The organism is Agrobacterium sp. NPDC090273, assembly GCF_044772305.1.
Lineage (GTDB): Bacteria > Pseudomonadota > Alphaproteobacteria > Rhizobiales > Rhizobiaceae > Agrobacterium.
Map to the genome: position 1 here is coordinate 272608 of NZ_JBIVYN010000004.1, position 21379 is coordinate 293986.

The window sequence follows — 21379 nt, forward strand, 5'->3', positions numbered from 1 at the left end:
ATTAACCTTGATGGTTGGTTAACGCCGGGGGCGGATACGGCTTCACGTTAATGTGTAACCAGTTTCTAATAGTCAGATGACGACGTGAGAGCCCAGTTCCACAACACGGTTGGCCGGAAGTCGGAAGTAATCCGACGGGTCGGCCGCCGTTTCGGCAAGCGCAATGAACAGGCGGTTTTGCCAACCCGGCATGCCTGACTTCGGGTCCGGCACAAGCTTTCGACGGCCGAGATAAAACGAGGTCGACATGATGTCGAACTTGTAGCCGGTACGCCTGAGATAACCGAGACCCTGGGTGACGTTCTGCGTTTCCATGAAGCCAAAATGCAGTTCAACCACCACGAAACGTTCGCTCATCTTCGTCAACGTATAACGGTCTTCGGGATGAACGCGCGGCTGGTCCTCGGTGCGGATTGTCAGGATGACGTTCTTGTCGTGCAGAACGTGATTGTGCTTGAGATTGTGCAGCAACGCAGCCGGTGCGGTTTCCGGATCGCCCGTAAGGAAGATCGCTGTGCCGGGTACCCGAACGGGGGCGTGGGCGCTTTCTTTCTCTACCGACGCAATGAACGCCTTCAACGGCACATCGGTGCGGCGGGTCTTGGCAAACAGGATTTTCGAACCACGCTGCCATGTTGTCATGATCACCGTAAAGGCAATCGCCAGCAGGACTGGCACGTAACCGCCATCGTGAATCTTGAGGAGGTTGGCACCCAGGAAGACGAGCTCAAGCGCGAGAAGTGGCGCCAGCACGCCGACGGCGAGATAAAGTGGCCACTGCCAACGCTTACGAACGAACTCAAAGAACATAAGGCTTGTCACGACCATCGCGCCGGTCACGGAGATACCGTAAGCGGTCGCAAGTGCATCCGAGCTTTTGAACGTCAGAACCAGGGCAACGACGCCAAACAGCAGAACCGTATTCACGGCCGGCAGATAAATCTGCCCTGTATTGGTTTCCGAGGTGAAGAGAATTTCCATGCGCGGCAGATAGCCAAGATGGATGGCCTGTCGAACAAGAGAAAATGCGCCTGTAATGACCGCCTGGCTGGCGATGATCGTCGCCGCCGTCGCCAGAATGACAGCCGGCAAAATCGCCCATTGAGGGAACATCAGATAGAACGGATTGGACATTGCGGCCGGGTCCTTGAGGACCAGCGCACCCTGACCGAGATAATTCAGCGTCAAAGCCGGAAACACCAGGCAGAACCACGCCCATTGAATGGGGCGGCGACCAAAATGGCCGAGGTCGGCATAAAGCGCTTCAGCACCGGTGATCGTCAGGAAAACCGCGCCCAGAACGACGATGCCGTAAAAGCCCTCATTGGCCAAAAACGTGACAGCGTTCCAAGGGTTGAATGCGTAAAGAATATTGAAATCGTCGGCGATGTGAACAAAACCGATGCCACCCATGACGATGAACCAGATTGCCGTAATCGGACCGAAGAATTTCGCGACCGTTCCCGTACCGTGCGACTGGATGGCAAAGAGACCAATCAGAATGCCGACAGAGATCGGGATGATGAACTCATCCATGGCCGGCGTAACGAGCTTCAGGCCCTCAACAGCAGAGAGCACGGAAAGCGCTGGCGTGATCATCGCGTCGCCTAGAAACAGCGCCGCGCCGATCAGGCCGAGAAAAATGAGGACGCTACGATGCGTGCCTGCGGTTTTCATCAACAAGGCAAGGAGCGAGAGCGTACCACCCTCACCGTCGTTGTCGGCGCGCAAAAGAAGGCTGATATATTTGAACGTCACGATGATCGTCAAAGCCCAGATCATCAGAGAGGTGAGACCAATGACTTCGTCGGTGGTCACGCCGTCATGGGAAATAGGGCGCAGCGCTTCACGGAAGGCATAAAGCGGGCTTGTTCCGATATCACCATAAACAACGCCGATGGAGCCCAGAATGGCCGCATAGAGGCCCTTATTGGCATGGTCCTCACCCGCCTCGGGTTTTTCGGTAGAGTCTTTGTCGAAGACTTGCGACATGATGATCCTGACCCGTTAGAGCCAGCCCTTCCAACGAAAAAAAAGAAACGGAATGATTGCCGACATCACCATGATGAACAGCGCAACCGGATAACCGATCGCCCATTTCAACTCCGGCATGATCTCAAAGTTCATACCATAGACCGACGCCACGAGTGTGGGCGGTAAAAAGACCACCGAGGCGATGGAGAAAATCTTGATGATGGCATTCTGCTCGACATTGATGATGCCGAGCGACGCATCCAGCAGAAACGTCAGGTTGCCGGAAATGAAGGAGGCGTGTTCCGAAAGCGACTGGATATCGCGCACGATCAACTTGCCAAGTTCCCTGGCTTCCTTGTCCTTCTGAATCTGAACCGTCGTGTGCAGAAACGTCTGCATGCGCGCCAACGAGGCCAGACTGTCACGAACCTTCGAGATCAGGCGGTGATAGGATGCGATATTGGCGAGACGATCTTCGAGATATCGTGGTGCCTTGCGCTTGTTGCGCGACTGGCTGCCGAGAATATCCGCAGCCAGGTTGTCGATACCGACCACCGAGTTTTCCAGAATTTCAGCCGTGCGATCGACAATGGTTTCCAGCAGCTTCAACAAGAGCGCGGTTCTACTGCGCATGTCGTGCGGTACGCGGGTGATTGCGGAAATGAACAGGTTGAAGGATTTCGGTTCGGCATAACGGATCGTGACGAGACGTTCACCAGCCAGGATGAAGGCGACATCCGTCAGGCGCGGATCTTCCGAATCGACCTTCCAGACCAGCGAGGCGGTCATGAAGACATTGCCGCCTTCCGTGTAAAGTCGGCTGGAAGGCTCGATGTCCTTGAGATCCTCACGGGTCGGCAGATCGAAGCCAAGCAGACTTTCGACACGCTTCTCCTCCGCCCTGTCAGGATTGACGAGATCGATCCACACGATATCGGTCGGAATCTGTTCGATCCCATCGTCTGGCGACAGGTCGATTGCCTCGCAATTGGCGCGATAGGCTTTTATCAATCCGTTTCTCCGGTCTGCGTTCGCGCTACGACCGCAGTGCTGCTTAACACATCCAACTCGCTATCGGCAAACCGTGGAATGTCTCACTCAGAGAAACATTCAACGCTTCAGATTTTGTGTCTCGCCTGCCTTCAGACGATCCATGAGCCAAACGGCGCTGGCGTATGCGCCCTATGCCACACGGAATCAAGCACTATTTTTTCAAACGTGCCGGCAGCTCCCTGCATAAACGTTATGACGGGCGTATCAGTTTCGAACAACGTCCATTTAACAGGCTGTTTTAACCGGATAATTTAAAACAGCCATTGTCGCAACAGCACGCCGCGACATAGACTTTTGTCTTATTCGAAGACTATTCTCGGCGCGGCTTTTCGTTCTCCTGCACCAATTCTCGCCCAAACCTTTTCGGCGATTTCGCGATAAATCTGCGCCTGCGGACCATTCGGCTCCGCAGCGACAACAGGCGTGCCGGCATCCGACATCTCTCGAATGCTGATGGTCAGCGGCACCTCTCCGAGGAACGGCACACCGATGCGTTCGGCTTCCGCCTTGGCACCGCCGTGACCGAAAATATCGTAGCGCGCACCCGTGTCAGGAGCGATGAAGTAACTCATGTTTTCGACAATACCGAGCAGCGGCACCTCGACCTTTCGGAACATGGTGATACCCTTGCGCGCATCGATCAGGGCGAGATCCTGCGGGGTCGAAACGATCACGGCACCCGCCAGAGGAACCTGTTGGGCAATGGTCAGTTGCGCATCGCCCGTGCCGGGCGGCATGTCCAGGACCAGAACATCCAGCTCACCCCAGGCAACCTCGCGCAGCATCTGCATCAGGGCGGATTGCACCATCGGGCCGCGCCAGATCATGGCCGCTTCCTCATCAACGAGGAACCCCATGGACATGACCTTGAGGCCGTAATTTTCCATCGGAACGATGATCCGGCCTTCAAGTTGCTCGGGCCTACCCGAAATTTTCAAAAGCCGGGGCAGTGACGGCCCATAGATGTCGGCATCGAGAATGCCGACACGCAGGCCTATCGCCTGAAGTCCGAGCGCCAGATTGACTGCCGTGGTGGATTTGCCAACGCCACCCTTACCCGACGCGACCGCGATGATGGCACCGATACCGGGAACGCCGACCTTCGTACCGCGTGGTGCCTGGGGCTGGGCAGGCGCGCGACCAGCTGCGGCGGCCGGGCGGGCCGCCTGTTGCTGACCGGGTTTGCGATCAGCAGTCAGGGCGACGACCGCACCAGAGATACCGGGGACGCTCTTTGCAGCCTGTTCGGCCGCAAGCCTCAGTGGCTCCATCTCCGAGGCCTTGTCCGCCGGGACCGTGATCGAAAAATAAGCCTTCGCGTCGGCAATGAATATCTCAGACACCATGCCAAGGCTCACAATGCTTTTGCCGCTGCCGGGATAGACGATTGCCTCCAGCGCTTTTTCGACCTGATGCTTGCTGACCTCTGCCATGTGCTTCGTACTCCACTGCGTCATCCGCAGAAACGCGGGATGCGTCTTCACGCCACCCATAGACAAGCCGAAGCGCTCCGACAATGTCAAAGCACCATGATCTGTCGGCTTTCAGATTTCGTCGTCCATCTCAAGCGTTTCCGGGTCGAAAACACGGCCGTCGAAGAAACGGTCGGGGCCGAGCACAAGACCTGTGCGCGATGCTCCGACATAGACGGGATGTTTCAACGTGCCTTCGAGCTTGAGGTTCGCACCTGGCACCGGCACAAAAAGCGGCTTCATTGCCTTGCGGTAGATGTCCGGCCTGTAAGCATTTTGCGCGGCTTCAACAATTTTCGCATCGTGGCGCAAGTTCCCGGCAATCTCACCCCAGCGCAACATCTGACTGAAGAACCACAGTGCCTGGCTCTGCCAGGGAAAGTTGGCGGCCTTTGCGCTTGTGACGAAGAATTCGGGATGCCGCTGCATATCACGCACGGAAGTTGAGATGTATCCCGTCAAGGCAGGCAGCAGAAATTCGCCGTTGGTCTGCAGATAATGCGGCGCTGCGAGGATACCGGCCAGTTCTTCGATATTGGCCTGGTTCGTACACCATTCTCCGGCCCGATAGAGAGCCCGCAGCAATCCTTCCAGCAGATCCGCGTTCTCATCTGCCCATTGTCGCTTCGTAGCCAGCAATTTTTCCGGTGCATTTTGCCAGATAAGGGCTCCTGTCGTGACGATCCGCCCCGCGCCCGTCAGCACAACCGCGCTCCCCGCTGGCTCGGCCGTGTAAATGGCGTCGACTTTGCCACCCTCGATCAATGTCGGCAGCGCGTCCGGCGCCGCTTCGACAATTTCCATGTCGCGTCCGAGCAGGACACCACAACTCCCCAGAAGATATCGCAACACGTAGAAAGGCGTCGAGACAATGCTCTCCATGGCAAAGACGGGCGGATTTTCACCGGATGCTCTGCGCGCACCGCAGACACGCGCCACGGCTCGGCCGAACGCGGCAGGGTCAGGCAGTTTCAGCCCTTCGCGATACAGTTCATCATAGAATTCGTGGGAAACAGTAATCGCCGAGCCACCAAGGGCCAGCGTAAAAATTCCGATGACACCATCAGGCACATCATCGAGCCCGACTGCGGAACCAACAGGAACGGGCGCCGGCAGGTGGGCAATCTCTACTTCGTTTTCGCTCAGCGCGCCGATGACAGCGCGCGCAGTTTTCTTGCGGACAAGCTCCAGCGCCACCCCTTCATCGGCAGCAAAACCCTTTTCGGCAGCAACGACCAGCACAGCGCAATCGACGGTAGGAGAAAATCCCGCTTTTACCTTACGCTTTTCCGGCAAACGATTTCTCCTTTCCGGTGATTCGAAAAGAGGATCGCCCACGAAAGGGTTTATCACAATGATAAAATAGCGATTTCGTTATTTTATCAGACCAACACGTAAAGCCTTTGCTACTGCCTGCGTGCGGTTGACGGTGTCGAGTTTCTTCGTCGCCCGGTTCAGATAATGATTGATGGTGTGCTCCGACAACATCATGATCTCGGCGATTTCAGCGCTTGTCTTGCCGGCCGCCGTCCAATTCAGGCAGTCGATTTCCCTTTCGCTCAACGTTTCGGGAACACGCAGATCCTGGCGCCGAATTTCCGAAAGACGCGCGAATATATGCGTTGCTATGTAAAAGAGTTCGGCAATCTGCCCCTGGCCCAAGGGAGTTTTGTTCCCCGAAAAGGAAACCGCGCCCCGATATGCCGTCACGTCGTGCACCGGAAACCAGACGGAGTTGACCATTTCGAACCTCTCGAAGAGGCCGATAAGCGTTTTCTTGGCGGTTGTATCCGTTCCCTTGGAAAGGAAATCAACGGAGACGTCAAAAGGTGTGGTGGTTTTGCGCAGGTGCGCCATAACCTTGCTCTCCTGCAACAGCCCTTCCTCGTCATAGCGTTGCAGGAGTTCTGCCGGCCAGCTTGTGATGATGGTGTGTTGCGACAGTTCGCTGGTGATTTCCGCCGACAGGTCCAGAACCATGAAGGCCTTGAACTCCCACGCCTCCGTTAGGCGTTTCAGAAACCGGAAAATATCGAATTGCGTGTTGAGACCTGCGATCTCTCGAACGCAATCAACACCAAACGTCGGAACGGCGGTCGTCTTCATATTCTGCATCAAAGCGATTCTTCGAAAATGGGAGAGGCCGTAGCGAAGTTTAAAATTTCGCATGGCGATTGTTGTGAAATTTACTCACCAAAACGATTCATGCAAACAAAAGTTGAATATTTAATCATATATGCACAAAAGGAAGAACTTTCCGCCTAACGGTTCTTCCCCGTGTCTTCAATGGGACCCCGCAACAGGCGGCAGCCTGTAACGTAGCTCCAGCGCTATTTTTTCGGCGGTTTCGCCAACAAGAGTTCCCCACAACGTCAATTGTTCCAGGCTAATGCGGTAGGCGGGTCCCGTCACAGACACCGCCGCCTGAAAGTTGCGCCCTGTCGCCTTAATCGGCGCGGCGACGCAGTGAATGCCGACTTCGTGCTCCTGTCGATCAAAACCAAACCCAGTGTTACGGATTGCAGATATTTCAGCAAGAAGTGCTTCGGCGTCGAGAAGAGTGTTTTCCGTAAAGCGATGGAAATTCAGATTTGCCGCAATAGTCCTGACTTCCAGATCGGACAGGAGCGACAAGGCTGCCTTGCCAACTCCGGTACAATAGGCCGGAGACGAATTGCCGACCTGCGAATGCATTCGAAGGGCATGCTTCCCCTCGATCTTGTCGAGATAGGTGACCTCCCCGCCGTACAGAACGCCAAGATGAACAGATTCTCCTGTTGCTTCGTGCAGGGCTGTCAGATGAGAGGTAGCGACACTGCGAAGATCGTTTCCACTCCATGCCCGCGCTGCAAATCGCAGAAGCCTCAAGCCAACGGCATAGGTCTGGTCGGCAGACTGTTCGATCAAACCCTCAGCAACGAGATGCGTCAACTGGCGGTGGACCGTCCCACGCGGCTGACCGGACGCTTCGACGATATCGGTGAAACGCATCGGCTTTTCAGCAATCGCGACCAGTTCCAAGAGAGAAATGGCCTTTCCCAATGTGCCTGTCGTGCTGTCCTCACGGGAATTGACGTCCGAAGAGGCGCTCATCCTGTCGCCATTGGCCATGATATATCCGCCGTTATCTGCCTTGACATCCATTCGAAGCCAAGAGAATAATTCCATTTATTAAAATCTAGTTCCAAATAATGGAACAAGCAAGCACAAACCCCACGAGACGACATTATGATCGAAGCCAAGTTTCCGGATCTCCAGGACGAGGGCGTCCTGATTACGGGAGGCGGCTCAGGCATTGGCGCAGCGCTCGTAGAGGCCTTTGCCGTTCAAGGTGCAAGAGTATCATTCATAGACATTGCCGAAGAGCCAAGCATAGCCCTTGCAGAGAGACTTTCGGCAACGACCCGGAATCCCGTGCGATTTTTCAACGCCGATCTGCGTAAAACATCGGAGATTGGCGACGTGGTGAAGGACGCTGCCCGAGCGACGGACGGAATCAAGGTACTCGTCAACAATGCCGCCTGGGATGACCGCCACGACATCGACACCGTGACGGAAAGCTATTGGGACAACAACCAGTCGGTCAATCTGAAGCAGATGTTCTTCGTCACTCAGGCTGCTCTGCCTTTTCTGCGACAAGCCGGCGAAGCCTCGATCATCAATTTTTCATCGATCTCCTTCCTTCTCAACATGGGAGACCTGCCCTCCTACGCAACGGCAAAAGCCGGCATCATCGGACTGACAAAAAGCCTTGCCGGGCGACTTGGGCCGGAAAACATCCGCGTCAATGCACTCTTGCCGGGCATGATCGTGACCGAACGGCAAAAGGAACTCTGGCTTACCGATGATTCCATTGTCACGACGACACAACGTCAGTGTCTGAAGCGAACGCTTCTTGCAGACGATCTCGCGGGCCCGTGCCTGTTTCTCGCATCATCGACATCACGCGCCATCACGGCGCAATCCATTATTGTAGACGGAGGCCTTTTATAATGTCCGAACCCGCTTTTATCGCCGTCGACTGGGGAACAACCAGTTTCCGGCTCTGGTTGATGAGCCGATCGGGCGAGGTGCTTGCCGAAAGACGTAGCGCGGAAGGCATGACGACCGCCATGCGTACCGGCTTCGCGGAGGTGCTGCAAACCCATCTCGATGCCATTCAGGCCCCGGCAGGCCTTCCGGTTCTCGTCTGCGGCATGGCCGGCGCACGCCAGGGCTGGGTTGAAGCCGGCTACATCGACGTGCCCGCCACCCTTTCCTCGGTGATGAATGGGGCAGTGCGTGTACCGGGGCAGGAACGTGACGTTCGCATTTTGCCGGGTCTCGCCCAGCGTGCAGCTACCGCGCCCGATGTCATTCGTGGCGAAGAAACCCAATTGCTGGGTGCACTGACCTCGGCCGGTGGAGGCGAAAAACTGGTCTGCATGCCCGGAACGCATTCCAAGTGGGTAACCGTCAGTGGTGAACAGGTCACGGGGTTTGCAACTTTCATGACCGGTGAGCTGTTCGACGTCATCTCCAAGCAGACGATCCTGTCGCATGCACTGGCGGAAGCGGAAAGCTTCACCGGCGACCACGCGGCATTCAAGGCAGCGGTGGCTGATATCTACGAGCGCCCGCAGATGGCGACCAACCGCCTGTTCACCCTCCGCTCTGGCCAGCTGCTGCATGGACTTTCGGCGACGGACGCAAAAGCCAAGCTCTCCGGCATCATGATCGGCCTCGAGATTTCCGGCGCGCACGCCATCGCCTCGAAAGATACGCCGGTTGTCTTGATCGGTTCCGGGCCACTTTCCGCTCTCTACGAGGGCGCCTTCAGAGCGCTCTCCATTCCCTATACGGTCATCGACGCAGACGAGGCCGTACGGCGCGGATTGCTCGCCGCCGCAAACGCCATCTGGGCATAAGGACGACTATCATGCGTATCCCCTTTCCTTCCATCAAATACCCGTTGATCGCGATTCTACGCGGCCTCAAGCCCGAGGAAACGGAAGGCGTCGTCGGCGCCCTGATCGAAACCGGTTTTCGTGCCATCGAAATTCCGCTGAATTCGCCCGAGCCGTTCCGCTCCATTGAAATCGCCGCGAAAATGGCACCGGCCGACTGCCTGATCGGTGCCGGCACCGTACTGACGACCGAAGAAGTTGAACAACTCGATGCGGCCGGCGGCAAACTTATGGTCAGCCCGAATGCAGACCCTGATGTCATCGTCGCGGCCCGGGTGAAGGGCATGGTAACGATGCCTGGTGTCCTGACACCGACCGAAGCTCTCGTTGCCGCCAAGGTTGGCGCAACGGGTCTGAAATTCTTCCCGGCCAGCATTATTGGTCCGTCCGGCATCAATGCCATCCGCACAATTTTGCCGAAGGATCTGGTCATTGCCGCTGTGGGTGGCGTTTCAGACAAGAACTTCTCCGAATACACCAGTGCAGGCATCACCGCCTTTGGTCTCGGAACCAGCCTTTACAAGCCCGGCATGACGGCAGCAGAGGTCCGTGAGCGTGCGGTCGTGACCCTTGCGGCTTACGATGCCGCAATCGGAGGATAGTGCGATGACAACGACCCACGCCTTCGCCGGAACCGTGCTTGATGATGCAGCGCTGACGCTCGGCGAAGGACCGACCTATGATCCCGTTACGGGCACAGCCTGGTGGTTCAACATTCTCGAACGCGAGCTGCACGAACTGCACCTCGCGTCCGGTCGCAAAACCGTGCATGCCCTGCCCTTCATGGGAAGCGCACTTGCGAAGATCAACGATGACAAGCAACTCATCGCATCCGACGATGGCCTGTTCATTCGCGATACTGCAACCGGCGTTCTTTCCCTTCATACAGAACTTGAAACGGATCTTCCCGGCAACCGCTCAAATGATGGGCGGGTCCATCCGTCCGGTGCCCTATGGATCGGGACTATGGGCAGAACGGCGGAGACCGGCGCGGGCAGTATCTATCACGTCGCCAAAGGCCATGTGACGAAGCTGTTTCCCGAGATCAGCATCCCCAATTCGATCTGCTTTTCGCCGGGCGGCGAAACCGGATATTACACCGACACCAAAGTCAACAAACTGATGAAGGTGCCGCTTGACCCTCAAACCGGCCTGCCGGTTGGCCCGTCGACGGTATTCGTCGATTCATCCGGCGTAGCCGGGGGTATCGATGGGTCGGTGTGCGATGCGCAAGGCCATATCTGGAATGCACGTTGGGGCATCGGGGCCGTGGACCGTTACGACCCGCAGGGAAACCACGTGGAGCGCTACATGGTCCCGGCAGGACAGACAACCTGCCCGGCCTTTATCGGTCCCGACGCATCGCGTCTTCTCGTCACGTCCGCGCGCGAACATCTGGATGATGCGGCGATCGCAGCCAATCCATCGCATGGACAGACCTTTGAGCTGGGCATCAACGTCCAAGGCACTTTTGAGCCGGCCTATCGTCTTTGACGACGTTTGATCGTCACGTCGGACTATCAGAAAAGCCCCGAAATGGTTCGCACCGTTTCGGGGCTTCGTTGTGGGACGTCGCATGATCTTGTGCGGTCAGCCCATCGACATCGTCAGGGCATATCCGCCGACATCTCGCGGTAATTCTCGTGGAGGTAACGCTGGGTGGCGGCAGCATCGGCCGGCCGGCCGTAGAAATATCCCTGCCCCATGGCGCAGCCGAGGGCACGCAGCTTTTCCTCTTCCACCCGTTCCTCGATCCCTTCGGCCACGACTTCCAGATCAAGCCCTTCGCACATGGCGACAATCGCCTTGATGATGTGCTCCGAGGGGCGATCGGTGCTGATGCGGGAGACGAACGCCCGATCAATCTTCACCTTGTCAAAGGTAAAATCACGCAGTCGCCCAAGGCTCGACTGGCCTGTACCGAAATCATCGAGCGAGATGCGCACACCGGCGGCCTGCAAATCGCTGATGATCCGCTGGGCGGTGTCCGCCGATGTCATCACGGCCGTTTCGGTGATTTCCAACTCGACGCGGTGCGGATCGAGGCCGACCCGAGCCAGAATGGACAGGATGTTGTCGGCAGTGCCAGGGTCCATCAACTGTGCTGATGACAGGTTGAAGGACAGAAACAACTCGCGGGGCCAGAACAGTGCTGCTTCCGCAGCCTTTCTCAGCAAGGTTTCCGACAACGCATCGATAAACCCTCTCTCTTCGGCAAGCGGCACGAAGACAGCCGGCGAAACGAAACCGAGATCGGGATCATTCCAGCGGGCAAGCGCCTCGAAACCGACGACTTTCGCTTCCTCAAGCCTGACGATCGGCTGAAAATGGACGTCGATGGCATCGGCAATGATGGCGTTTCTCAACGCCTGCTCAAGCTGCGTCGCCCGCTTCATCTCCTGCGCAATTTCGCGCGAATAGACGGTAATCTGGCCACGACCGCGTCGCTTGGAACGGTAGAGCGCCGTTTCGGCGCTTTTCAGAAGATCTTCGAATTCATTGCCGGCGAAGGGATAGATCGCAAAACCGAAGGACGAGGAAAGCCGTACATTGCGGTCGCCCAGATCGTAGGGCGCCGACAGCACGTCCTTGATCATGTTGCCGATGCGCTCGGCACCGGTTCGCTCGAAAACCAACGGCAGAACGAAAGCAAACTCATCGCCATCGTGGCGTGTGACAACAGCGCCGTCGGGAATGCAGGCTTTCAGGCGATGTGCGACCTGACAGAGAATTTCGTCGCCGGCTTGTGCGCCGAAGAGATCGTTGATCGGCTTGAAGCCGTCGATGTTGGCGATGCCAACTGTAAATGGTGCGGGGTCGCTGGAACGTTCGCTGGCGAGCATGCGAACCTTGTCACGCAGGCGATAGCGGTTGCCAAGCCCCGTCAGCGGATCGCTATACGCCATGGCTTGCAACTCGTTCTGGCTGACCTGCAACATGTGCGGTTCTGCCCGTTTCATGCCTCTTCCCTGTAAATCGCCTGTCGACCGCGCTCACAATGCAGGGCAAGTATTAAAAAAACCATATCTCCATTGGTGTAATGGACAAAACCTACCACTCATCGGCGCTGAATATCATCAGTCACGGGATTGATCAGGCGCGCTCCCGCGCATCCCTCTTTCCAAAAATCCGCTGGAAAATGCCCTCTACCATGTCGGGGCTGACAGGTTTCAGCAGCATGTCGTCCATGCCCGCCGACAGACATTTGTCCCGATCGCCGTCAAAGGCGTGGGTAATGACGCCAACGATGGGAACAGGCGCTTCCTCTTCCAGCCCCCGCATTCGACGAGCGACCTCAAAACCGTCTATATCCACAAGCGTGGTGTCGAGAAGCACAACGGAAGGACGTTGTTCGGCAAAAAGCCGCAACGCTTCCTCACCGGAGGTCGCAAGCCGCCAGCCAAGACCCAGTCCCTCAAGGATCTGGGAAAAGACGATCTGATTGACCTTGTTGTCTTCGACAAGCAGTACATCGCCGGGACCGCCGCGCTCGAGAACCACAGGTGTTTCCTCGGTGACAATTTCCCACTGGTCGTTATCATCGTCTGCGCTGCGCTCGGATGTTTCCAAAGCCGAGATCAGCTTGTGCAACAAGGTTGCGGCGATCTGATCTTCATCGATGGCGAGAACGGGAAGGTTCCCAGCGGCGGCATGATCGAGGCACGCAACACTCATCTGATTGTCAACAACAACGATATCGATCGTCACACCGGCAGAGCGGGCAATATCAATGAAGTCGCGTTGCTCTTCCTCGCTCGTAACGACGGCGTGTTCAACCTGGTAATCGATGAGCTTTTGGCCGGCGACCTTTGCAAAGGATGGATTGGCAGTCACGAGAAGAACTGCTTTCCCTTTCAGGCCACTTTGGTCCAGGTTGGAGGCCCTCATCTCTTCCCTGGCCTTCCCGAAGGTGGACGTCACAAAGGAGAGATGTTCGAGTGTGGGTATAACGGGCGTACCGTGCTCGTCCCTTGTGGCAAGCGCAGTAATATCTTCCATCGTCGTGACCAGAAAATAGCGCCCCAGCCGACCTACCCGCTGTTTGCGGGTGATCGCCAATATTTCCTCGCCGTTGAGACGTGTCACTCGCTCTGGCAGGACAGTTGATGTGCCGTTGTCGATAACCTGTCGATCCGCAATGTCGATCCGTTCGGCAAGATTGCGGGAATGGAGATCGAAAACCGTGCGCCCGAGGATGGTTTCGGCGTTGGTTTCAAGCAAAGCACAAGCTGCCTTGTTGACGGCGACATAAGCGGCGTTGCGGTCTTTGACGATGATCGAGAACGGCAGATTGTCGAGAATATCCTCAACCAATTGCGCCCGTTCAAGGTCAAGTCGCCACTGCTCTTCACGTTTTTTCTGTTCGGAAATATCCGCGACAACACTGATGCCGAGGCCTGATGGCAGCCTGTTCATGACGAAACGCAGCCAGCGTTCACCCTTGTGTCGCTCCGTCTTTTCAGACCTTTCGCGCCAGTGCAGCGCCAGACGCTCGCCAATCCATTCCTCGCGCGCGAGCCGTCCGGTCATTACCGTCGGATTTCCGGTGTCTTCGAGGCAACAATCGTAGAGAGCGCCGAGATAATCGCGCAGGCGGGCGCCGTGAGAAATTGCTTCCTCGCGAAGAGGAAAAATCGACAGAATCTTGCGACTGGCAAAAACGATGCGATCATTGCCGTCATAGACGACAACCGCCGCGCCAAGCGCGTCGCAAAGAGCATCAAGCATCGCTGTATAAATGCCCGCGCCGGAAGGCGCCAAATCGCTCACCAGTAAACCCCCACCTGTTTTCTCATTCAGGCTTATGCATCTGTTGGAATCATGAGATTCCGGACAAAGAAACATCAGGGTTTGCCGCTTGAAGCAGTCTTGAGGAAAAGATGACGGCTACCCGTTTCGCCGTCGCACCTTCCAGTAAGGAAGACCTCATTCGCGCGTTCATTTCAAGTCGGCCGACCATAACGCCAGCCGATTAAAGGGCGATTAACGTTGCAAAAACTGCAATGCCGGAAGCGGTGCCAAGGCGCAAAACTGTGCATATTTCCGCCAGAAACCGATTTTACTTCCGAACGTCCTGCGAATCCGCGAAAATAGCCATCATGGTCATCAAACTACTTTCCGAAACCCTCATCAACCAGATCGCCGCCGGCGAGGTCATCGAGCGCCCTTCGAGCGCGACCAAGGAGCTGGTCGAAAACGCCATCGACGCAGGTGCGACGCGCATCGAAATCGCCACGGCGGGTGGTGGCAAGGGTCTTGTGCGTGTGACTGACAATGGTTCAGGCATGACACCCGAGGATCTGGAGCTTGCGGTGCGGCGGCATTGCACCTCGAAAATTTCCGACACGCTGGACGATATCCACACTCTCGGCTTTCGTGGTGAAGCTTTGCCTTCCATCGGATCGGTGGCCAAACTCTCGATCACCAGCCGCCGGCAGGGTGCGGCACAAGGCTCGGTGATTTCCGTCAGCGGCGGCAAGGTCTCCGAAGTCCGTCCGGCTGCGGCAAACGCCGGAACGATCGTCGAGGTCCGTGACCTGTTTTTTGCGACCCCAGCACGACTGAAATTTCTCAAGACGGAACGGGCCGAGGCTGCCGCGATCACCGAAGTCGTCAAGCGCATGGCCATTGCTTTTCCGCATATCCGCTTCGCGCTTTCCGGCACCGACCGCTCGACACTAGAGATCCCCGCCACCGGTGATGATCACCTTGCCCGTATGGCGCAGATTCTCGGCGCGGAGTTCAAGGACAACGCCATCGAAATCGATGCCGAGCGCGAGGATGTGACACTGACCGGCTTTGCCGGGGTACCGACCTTCAACCGCGGCAACTCAGCGCATCAATATGTGTTCGTCAATGGCCGCCCGGTGCAGGACAAACTGCTCCTTTCCGCCATTCGCGCAGCTTATGCGGAAACCGTGCCGCATGGACGTTACCCGGTCGCGGTACTGTCACTGACGCTCGATCCTGCATTGGTGGACGTCAACGTTCATCCAGCCAAATCCGATGTCCGCTTCCGCGACCCCGGCCTGATCCGCGGCCTTATCATTGGCGCGATCCGCCAGGCCCTGACGCGGGATGGCGACAGGGCTGCGACCACAGGCGCAAGCCAGATGATGCATGCCTTTCGCCCTGGCTATAGCCCATCCACTGTGCGCCCCTTCCCGTCGCCCGCCTGGTCTCCCGCAACCTCACCTTCCCGGCCGCTTGCATATTCCGGCGAGATGCAGTTCGCCGAACCGGCGCAGTCACAGTTTACCGACATCACCATGCCGACGGCTCGGGCGGAGATCGCTGAGCCTTACAACGAGCCAACGCAAGCAGCATCACCTGAACCACTGCGCTATCTGCTCGGCGCCGCACGAGCACAGCTCCACGAGAACTACATTGTCGCCCAGACTGACGATGGCCTGGTGATCGTCGATCAGCATGCCGCACATGAGCGGTTGGTGTTCGAGGAGATGCGGAATGCCCTGCACGCCAAACGTCCCTCTTCGCAGGTCTTGCTGATCCCCGAGATCATCGACCTGCCCGAGGAAGACTGCGACAGGTTGATGGAACATGCTGGCGGTTTCGATGCGCTAGGACTTGTGGTCGAGCGGTTCGGTCCTGGCGCGGTTGCGGTTCGAGAAACGCCGGCGATGCTGGGCGAAGTCAATGTACAGGGTCTTATCCGGCAACTGGCGGATGAAATTGCCGAGTGGGACGCAGCATCCTCGCTTGCCAACAAACTTGAATACGTCGCCGCGACAATGGCCTGCCATGGTTCGGTACGTTCGGGGCGTCGCATGCGGCCTGAAGAAATGAATGCGCTGCTCAGGCAGATGGAAAACACACCTGGGTCCGGGCAATGCAATCACGGTCGCCCCACCTACATAGAACTGAAGCTCTCCGATATAGAGCGGCTTTTTGGGCGCAGTTGATGCCAGGGCAAGCGCGGTCTGGCATTATGGGATGCCGGGCGGTATAACTCGAAGGAACTGGAGCATCCCGATTGTTCAGAAAAACGCTACGCCGTCTGGGCCTGGATGCACTCATTGGAAATGGCAGGAGACGAAAACGGATGAACAGATTTGAGGGAGGCGGAAACCGCGCCGCGATCATCGACTATCTCGATGGCGATTTCCGGATCGTGCAGACTGGCTCTCACGTCATCTGCGCCGTAACGGGCAAGATCATCCCGCTCGACGAACTGCGCTACTGGAGTGTTGCACGGCAGGAAGCCTATGTGGATGCGGCAGCTTCACTGGAAGCCGAAACAAAGGCCGGTACTCTGCCGAAATGATGCAAAATCACATCCCGGCGGTTTTCACGCGGCGGGATGTGCACTTTCCTTGAGACGCCGAAGGCGGCAGTGTTCCATGGCCTGATCGATGATCGTCGAAGCTGCATTCGGATCGTCGAATACCATGTCGATTTCCACAACCAGACTGTTCCAGAGCAATTCCTCCGCCCGGCCTTGATGGCCATTGAGACGGACTGCATCCTTTGCCGTGGTTACAAGCAGTAAGTCCTGCTTCCCCGCATCGAGCAGCAAGTCGGCAATTTCATCATCGCTGAAGTGATGATGGTCCGGGAACGATCGCTGCTGGACGATCTCGCCACCCAAGTCTTCGACGGTCCTGTATAACTTGGCGGGGTCTGCAATGCCTGCATAGGCGAGGACACGTTTTCCGTCGATTTCGGGTAGTTCGCGCGGCTGGATGCTGGAGACGAAAACAGGCTTGGCAGCCTTTGCAGCGACACGAACGATGGCGTCGGCCGCGTGTCCCTTGCCGACCTTCAGAAGTCCGGTCATGTGCCGCATCTGTTCAGCGAGGGGCGCACGCACCGGGCCGCTGGGAACAAGGTAGCCATTGCCGACACCTCTGATCGTATCGATCACGACGAGCGCGTAGTCGAGCGTCAACCTGGCACTTTGGAAGCCGTCATCCATGATGATGAGGTCAGCGCCCTCCTTTACCAACCTCTCGGCTCCTTCCACCCGTTTGCGGGAGATGACCGTCATCGCCTCGCGTGCCAGGAGCAAGGGTTCATCGCCGACGGCGGCTGCGCGATGATGCCCAAGGTCTACCAGTGTCGTGACATCGAGCGAGCCGCCATAACCGCGACTCAGGAAGCCCGGCTTCAGCCCTTTTCCCTTCGCGGCTCTTGCGATCGCGATAGACGTGGGTGTCTTGCCAGCCCCACCGACCGTAAAATTACCGATGCAGATAACGGGAACAGGAACGCTTGCTCGTCTTGCGGTGCGCATCCGGCGCCCGGCAATCTTGCCATAGAGAAGCGAAAACGGCGACAGCGCCCATGCCTGCCACCCAGCCTTCTGCCACCAGAAAGGCGGCGCTTCAGATACCATCTATGCCCGCTCCCGCCGCACATCCTGCGGTTTGAGGTTTGAAATCCGTCTTATCAAAGGTGGTATGTGCCAGAAAAAACCAAGGATTGCAAAACGGCACCCGGAATTTCAGGCGCTTTCCAGAACGGAGCGTGCCGGCAACAGGTCTTCCAAAGACGTGATGTCGTCAAAACAATAGTGGGCGTCCCTGCCCAGGCTTTCACGCGACCCGGTCCCGGTCAAAACGGCAATACGCAAGCCAGCACCGGCATTTTTCGCCATGTGCAGATCGTGATTGTTATCACCGACAACAGCGACCTGTTCAGGCGGAATGCCCGTCGCCTGACAAAAGCCAAGCACCATGCCCGGTTGCGGCTTTGTGCCGTAACCGCTGTCATAACCGGCGAAGAAATCAATATCGGTTTCGAAACCAAAGCGTTCCGCCAGTCGGCGTATCGAACTTTCATTGTCGCTGGACGCGATGCCGAGTTTGAAACCGCGCGCCTTGAGGCGAGTAAAAAAGCCCTTCAGATCAGTCACGGGAACCGACTTGTCCGCAGCCTCGGTAAAAAGCCGATCGAGCCGCGTCGTCAGCTCCACTTCATCGCAAGGTGAACCAGCCGCCACCAGCCCGGCCGCAATCTCTGCCGTATTGCCTGCCGCAAGAAGACTGTCCGCCACGACATGGCCCGTCACCGGGTCCATGCCACAGGCTGCGAGAAGTCGATCGGCAAGATCTGGATCGCCTTTGGCTGCAATCGCCGCAAGCTCGCGATTGACGGGGCCCCAGCTTGCATCATAACCGAGCAACGTCCCGTCCTTGTCGAACAGAACAGCAGCGATTGAGTGCGCCTGTTGGTCCGGCATATCCGTTACCATGAGCCAACCGCACTGCGCGGCTGAAGTTTGGCCGAGACGGTCAAAGGATTGATATAGGGTTCGAGCGCCTTGACGGTGGCTGACAGTGCGCCACGCATATCCTGAATGACACGGTTGCCCGCATCGATCATCTTGTAGCGCTCATTGTCGTTGACCAGCAGATAGTGCACGGCCTTGGCCAGCATTTCGACATCACGAATGATCCGCGCCCCACCGGCACGGATGAGCTTCTGATAAGCTTCGCGGAAGTTCTGCACGTGCGCGCCGGAAAGCACGGCACAGCCAAGCATCGCCGGTTCCAGCGGGTTCTGCCCACCCTCGGCAGTCAGTGAGCGACCAACGAAGGCAAGCTCCGTCAGGCGAAGATAAAGCCCCATCTCGCCAATGGAATCGCCCAAGAAAATATCTGTTTCAGGGGTGATGATGTCAGCCCGGCTTCGGCGAGCGACGGTCAGCCCCATGCCCTTGAGCATCGCCTCCACATCATCACCGCGTTCCGGATGACGCGGCACGATGATCGTCAACTGGCCATTGCGGGACTTGATCGCGGCATGCACGGTGGCAGCAGCCTTTTCTTCCCCGTCAAAAGTGGAAATCGCCGCCCAGGTCTTGCGGTTGCCGATTTGCTGGCGATAGCGCTCCAGCACTGTGTCGTCGCACGGCGGCGGATCTGTATCGCCTTTCAAGTTACCGGAAATGACAACGGGCCATGAACCGAGATCGCGGAACCGCTCTGCATCGAGGTCAGATTGCGCAACCACCAGGGCAAGCTTGGAAAACAGCGATTCCGCAATATCCTGGCGGTTCCGCCAGCGACCGAACGAACGGTCCGAAAGGCGTGCATTGACCCTGATCTGCGGAATATGACGACGCTCCAGTTCCATCATCGTCACAGGCCAGATTTCCGACTCGGCCGTGATGGCGGCATCGGGCGCCCAGTAGGTCAGGAAACGATTGACAGCGATCTTGATGTCGAGCGGCACATATTGATGGATCACATCGTCGCCGAGGCGAGTACGGGTCAGCTCTGCGGAGGTGACCGTGCCTGTCGTCAACAGAACGAAAATATCGCGCTTGCGGATTTCACGGATCAGCGGAATGAGCGCCAGCGTTTCACCAACACTTGCTGCGTGGAACCAGACAAGCGGCCCGCGCGGACGCTCGGCGCTGGCGTAGCCAAACCGCTCGAGGCGGCGGCGCCTGTCTTCCTTGCCCTTGGCTGCCCGATAAGAAAGATAGGGCTTGGCAAAAGGGTAGGCGGCAATGCCGGCAATTCTGTAACCGGAAAGAGCGAAGCGTGCGATACGGCTGCTCATGACATTCTGCCCTTGATCGTTCCGCGCAATGCCTTTTCCCTGTAATTCGAGTTATCGCCGCCTAGTACTTCTCAAATTGCGTCATTTTTTGTCACAGCAGGCGTATGCACGATCACTTTTTCGCGCCCAGACGCCTGTTTGCATGCTGCGAGCAAGAATCATCGGGAAAGTGCTGTGTCCCGATAATATTACAACGCAAGGGCAAAAGTAGTTATTTTTTGTCGTCAGGATTGAGAAGACGGTGCATATGCACGATAAAATAACGCATATGAGCGTTGTCGACGGTCGACTGAGCCTTGGACTTCCACGCTGTCAGCGCCGTTGCATAGTCAGGGTAGATGCCGACGATATCGAGCGCGTTCAAATCCCGGAACTGAACATCCTGAAGGTTTTCGAGTTCGCCACCAAACACCAGGTGCAGGAGTTGTTTCGGTTTGCCGGTTTCGGTCATCTCTTTGTCTCTTTCTATATGTCTGAGAGAGCCCTTCATCTGCTGGATTTCCGGGTAAACGTCAACCGTTGGACAGATGTGAAAATGCTTTCAAAAGCTCTGGAAGCGCATATTCTGCTGCGGCGCACAATGCCGGGTGGTTAACCTCCACCCGATTATACATCAGAGGTTTTCCATCGAGGCCCACGAGCTGCCCGCCCGCCCTGTCGAGGATAAGGTCCGCGGCTGCGAGATCCCACTCGTGCGAGTTCGCCTTCACCAGTGTTCCGTCGATACGGCCGTCCGCCACCATTGCCAGCCGGTAGGCGAGTGACGGCACATGCGGAATGCGTTTCACACCGGCACAGACATCGGCAGACAGATGAGCGATCACGTCTTCCGGTGCAGCCAGATGCAGGATGCCCTCATTTCCGCTGGACACCACAATGGGCTGACCATTCTTCAACACGGGACCATCTTCGACTGCCGTGAACTCTTCTGCAAGCGCCGGGGCAACAAGCGCGGCGGCCACAGGTCTGCCGCGATGGACGACGGCGACGCTGACACACCATGTATCGCGACCGCCAATAAACGCGCGTGTGCCATCGATTGGGTCGATGACGAAAACGGTGTCTCTTGTCAGTCGAACAGCATCGTCGTCGGTCTCCTCCGACAGCCACCCGTAGTCGGGACGGGCTGAGCGAAGGATGTTTGCAAGGATTTCATTCGCTGCATAGTCCGCAGCGCTGACTGGGGATTGGCCACCATTCTTCCACCAGACATCGGGGTCCTTGCGGAAAAAACCGAGCGCAGTCTCCCCTGCTCTGCGCGCAGCTTCAAGAATAAGCGCCAAATCGGAAGCCCAGCGGGCTTCAGCCATATCTTTCATCGTGCCGTCTTTTCCGCGCGCGCAAACCGCGCGCTTATCTCATTCGCACTTGCACACGAACCACCGGCGAAAGCAATCGACAGTA

19 protein-coding genes are annotated in these 21379 nt (G+C 57.1%); 6 read left to right on the top strand and 13 right to left on the bottom strand.

Annotated elements, in window-relative coordinates; translation table 11 throughout:
- Window positions 1-72: 72 nt before the first annotated feature.
- The 6 genes from ACIQT8_RS13370 to ACIQT8_RS13395 all read right to left on the bottom strand — a co-directional run bounded on the left by ACIQT8_RS13370 (window position 73) and on the right by ACIQT8_RS13395 (window position 7610).
- On the bottom strand, window positions 73-1992 hold the full coding sequence (locus ACIQT8_RS13370) for a potassium transporter Kup (protein WP_262524676.1): 1920 nt from the start codon (window positions 1990-1992) through the stop codon (window positions 73-75).
- A gap of 15 nt (window positions 1993-2007) precedes the next feature.
- Window positions 2008-2985: a magnesium transporter CorA family protein gene (locus tag ACIQT8_RS13375; protein WP_400965930.1), complete on the bottom strand. Its 978-nt coding sequence runs from the start codon at window positions 2983-2985 to the stop codon at window positions 2008-2010.
- Between the two features lie 341 nt (window positions 2986-3326).
- Complete coding sequence (locus ACIQT8_RS13380; protein WP_400965933.1) at window positions 3327-4460, bottom strand: Mrp/NBP35 family ATP-binding protein; 1134 nt, start codon at window positions 4458-4460, stop codon at window positions 3327-3329.
- Window positions 4461-4571: 111 nt separating this feature from the next.
- On the bottom strand, window positions 4572-5795 hold the full coding sequence (locus ACIQT8_RS13385) for a CmpA/NrtA family ABC transporter substrate-binding protein (protein WP_400965936.1): 1224 nt from the start codon (window positions 5793-5795) through the stop codon (window positions 4572-4574).
- 78 nt (window positions 5796-5873) lie between these two features.
- Window positions 5874-6614 carry an autoinducer binding domain-containing protein gene (locus tag ACIQT8_RS13390; protein ID WP_400965939.1) on the bottom strand — a complete coding sequence of 247 codons (741 nt, stop codon included), beginning with the start codon at window positions 6612-6614 and terminating at the stop codon, window positions 5874-5876.
- Window positions 6615-6782: 168 nt separating this feature from the next.
- On the bottom strand, window positions 6783-7610 hold the full coding sequence (locus ACIQT8_RS13395) for an IclR family transcriptional regulator (RefSeq protein ID WP_400965942.1): 828 nt from the start codon (window positions 7608-7610) through the stop codon (window positions 6783-6785).
- 117 nt (window positions 7611-7727) lie between these two features.
- Here ACIQT8_RS13395 and ACIQT8_RS13400 point away from each other — a divergent pair, with 117 nt between their 5' ends.
- From ACIQT8_RS13400 to ACIQT8_RS13415, 4 genes are read left to right on the top strand one after another with little or no spacing between them, the layout of a single operon-like run.
- A complete protein-coding gene (locus ACIQT8_RS13400) occupies window positions 7728-8492 on the top strand; it encodes an SDR family NAD(P)-dependent oxidoreductase (RefSeq protein WP_400965945.1) in 765 nt (254 codons plus the stop codon).
- The gene (locus ACIQT8_RS13405) at window positions 8492-9406 is read left to right on the top strand and encodes a 2-dehydro-3-deoxygalactonokinase (RefSeq protein ID WP_262524662.1); all 915 of its coding nucleotides are present in this window, start codon (window positions 8492-8494) and stop codon (window positions 9404-9406) included. Before ACIQT8_RS13400 ends, ACIQT8_RS13405 begins: the two co-directional genes overlap by 1 nt.
- Window positions 9407-9417: 11 nt before the next feature.
- Window positions 9418-10047 carry a 2-dehydro-3-deoxy-6-phosphogalactonate aldolase gene (locus ACIQT8_RS13410; protein WP_400965949.1) on the top strand — a complete coding sequence of 210 codons (630 nt, stop codon included), beginning with the start codon at window positions 9418-9420 and terminating at the stop codon, window positions 10045-10047.
- A 4-nt stretch (window positions 10048-10051) separates the two neighbouring features.
- Window positions 10052-10939, top strand: coding sequence for an SMP-30/gluconolactonase/LRE family protein (locus ACIQT8_RS13415; RefSeq protein WP_400965952.1), 888 nt, complete (start codon window positions 10052-10054; stop codon window positions 10937-10939).
- A 113-nt stretch (window positions 10940-11052) separates the two neighbouring features.
- On the opposite strand, the gene ACIQT8_RS13420 is transcribed toward ACIQT8_RS13415, so the two are convergent.
- Together ACIQT8_RS13420 and ACIQT8_RS13425 are read right to left on the bottom strand one after the other, a co-directional pair.
- Window positions 11053-12405 (bottom strand): bifunctional diguanylate cyclase/phosphodiesterase, encoded by a 1353-nt coding sequence (locus tag ACIQT8_RS13420; protein WP_262524656.1) that lies wholly within the window; start codon window positions 12403-12405, stop codon window positions 11053-11055.
- Between the two features lie 133 nt (window positions 12406-12538).
- Window positions 12539-14173, bottom strand: coding sequence for a response regulator (locus ACIQT8_RS13425; protein ID WP_400966371.1), 1635 nt, complete (start codon window positions 14171-14173; stop codon window positions 12539-12541).
- Window positions 14174-14544: 371 nt separating this feature from the next.
- On the opposite strand from ACIQT8_RS13425, the gene mutL reads away from it, so the two are divergent.
- Both mutL and ACIQT8_RS13435 read left to right on the top strand, forming a co-directional pair.
- Window positions 14545-16368: a DNA mismatch repair endonuclease MutL gene (gene mutL, locus ACIQT8_RS13430; RefSeq protein ID WP_400965955.1), complete on the top strand. Its 1824-nt coding sequence runs from the start codon at window positions 14545-14547 to the stop codon at window positions 16366-16368.
- Between the two features lie 140 nt (window positions 16369-16508).
- On the top strand, window positions 16509-16730 hold the full coding sequence (locus tag ACIQT8_RS13435) for a DUF2093 domain-containing protein (protein ID WP_138794669.1): 222 nt from the start codon (window positions 16509-16511) through the stop codon (window positions 16728-16730).
- Between the two features lie 24 nt (window positions 16731-16754).
- Here the strand turns inward: ACIQT8_RS13435 and lpxK are convergent, their stop codons facing one another.
- The 5 genes from lpxK to ACIQT8_RS13460 all read right to left on the bottom strand — a co-directional run bounded on the left by lpxK (window position 16755) and on the right by ACIQT8_RS13460 (window position 21294).
- The gene (gene lpxK, locus ACIQT8_RS13440) at window positions 16755-17801 is read right to left on the bottom strand and encodes a tetraacyldisaccharide 4'-kinase (RefSeq protein ID WP_400965958.1); all 1047 of its coding nucleotides are present in this window, start codon (window positions 17799-17801) and stop codon (window positions 16755-16757) included.
- A gap of 108 nt (window positions 17802-17909) precedes the next feature.
- Window positions 17910-18647 carry an HAD family hydrolase gene (locus ACIQT8_RS13445; RefSeq protein WP_400965961.1) on the bottom strand — a complete coding sequence of 246 codons (738 nt, stop codon included), beginning with the start codon at window positions 18645-18647 and terminating at the stop codon, window positions 17910-17912.
- A 5-nt stretch (window positions 18648-18652) separates the two neighbouring features.
- On the bottom strand, window positions 18653-19975 hold the full coding sequence (gene waaA, locus ACIQT8_RS13450; RefSeq protein WP_138794666.1) for a lipid IV(A) 3-deoxy-D-manno-octulosonic acid transferase: 1323 nt from the start codon (window positions 19973-19975) through the stop codon (window positions 18653-18655).
- 211 nt (window positions 19976-20186) lie between these two features.
- The gene (locus tag ACIQT8_RS13455; protein WP_138794665.1) at window positions 20187-20426 is read right to left on the bottom strand and encodes a DUF4170 domain-containing protein; all 240 of its coding nucleotides are present in this window, start codon (window positions 20424-20426) and stop codon (window positions 20187-20189) included.
- A 61-nt stretch (window positions 20427-20487) separates the two neighbouring features.
- A complete protein-coding gene (locus ACIQT8_RS13460) occupies window positions 20488-21294 on the bottom strand; it encodes a 3'(2'),5'-bisphosphate nucleotidase CysQ (RefSeq protein WP_400965966.1) in 807 nt (268 codons plus the stop codon).
- Window positions 21295-21379 lie beyond the last annotated feature (85 nt).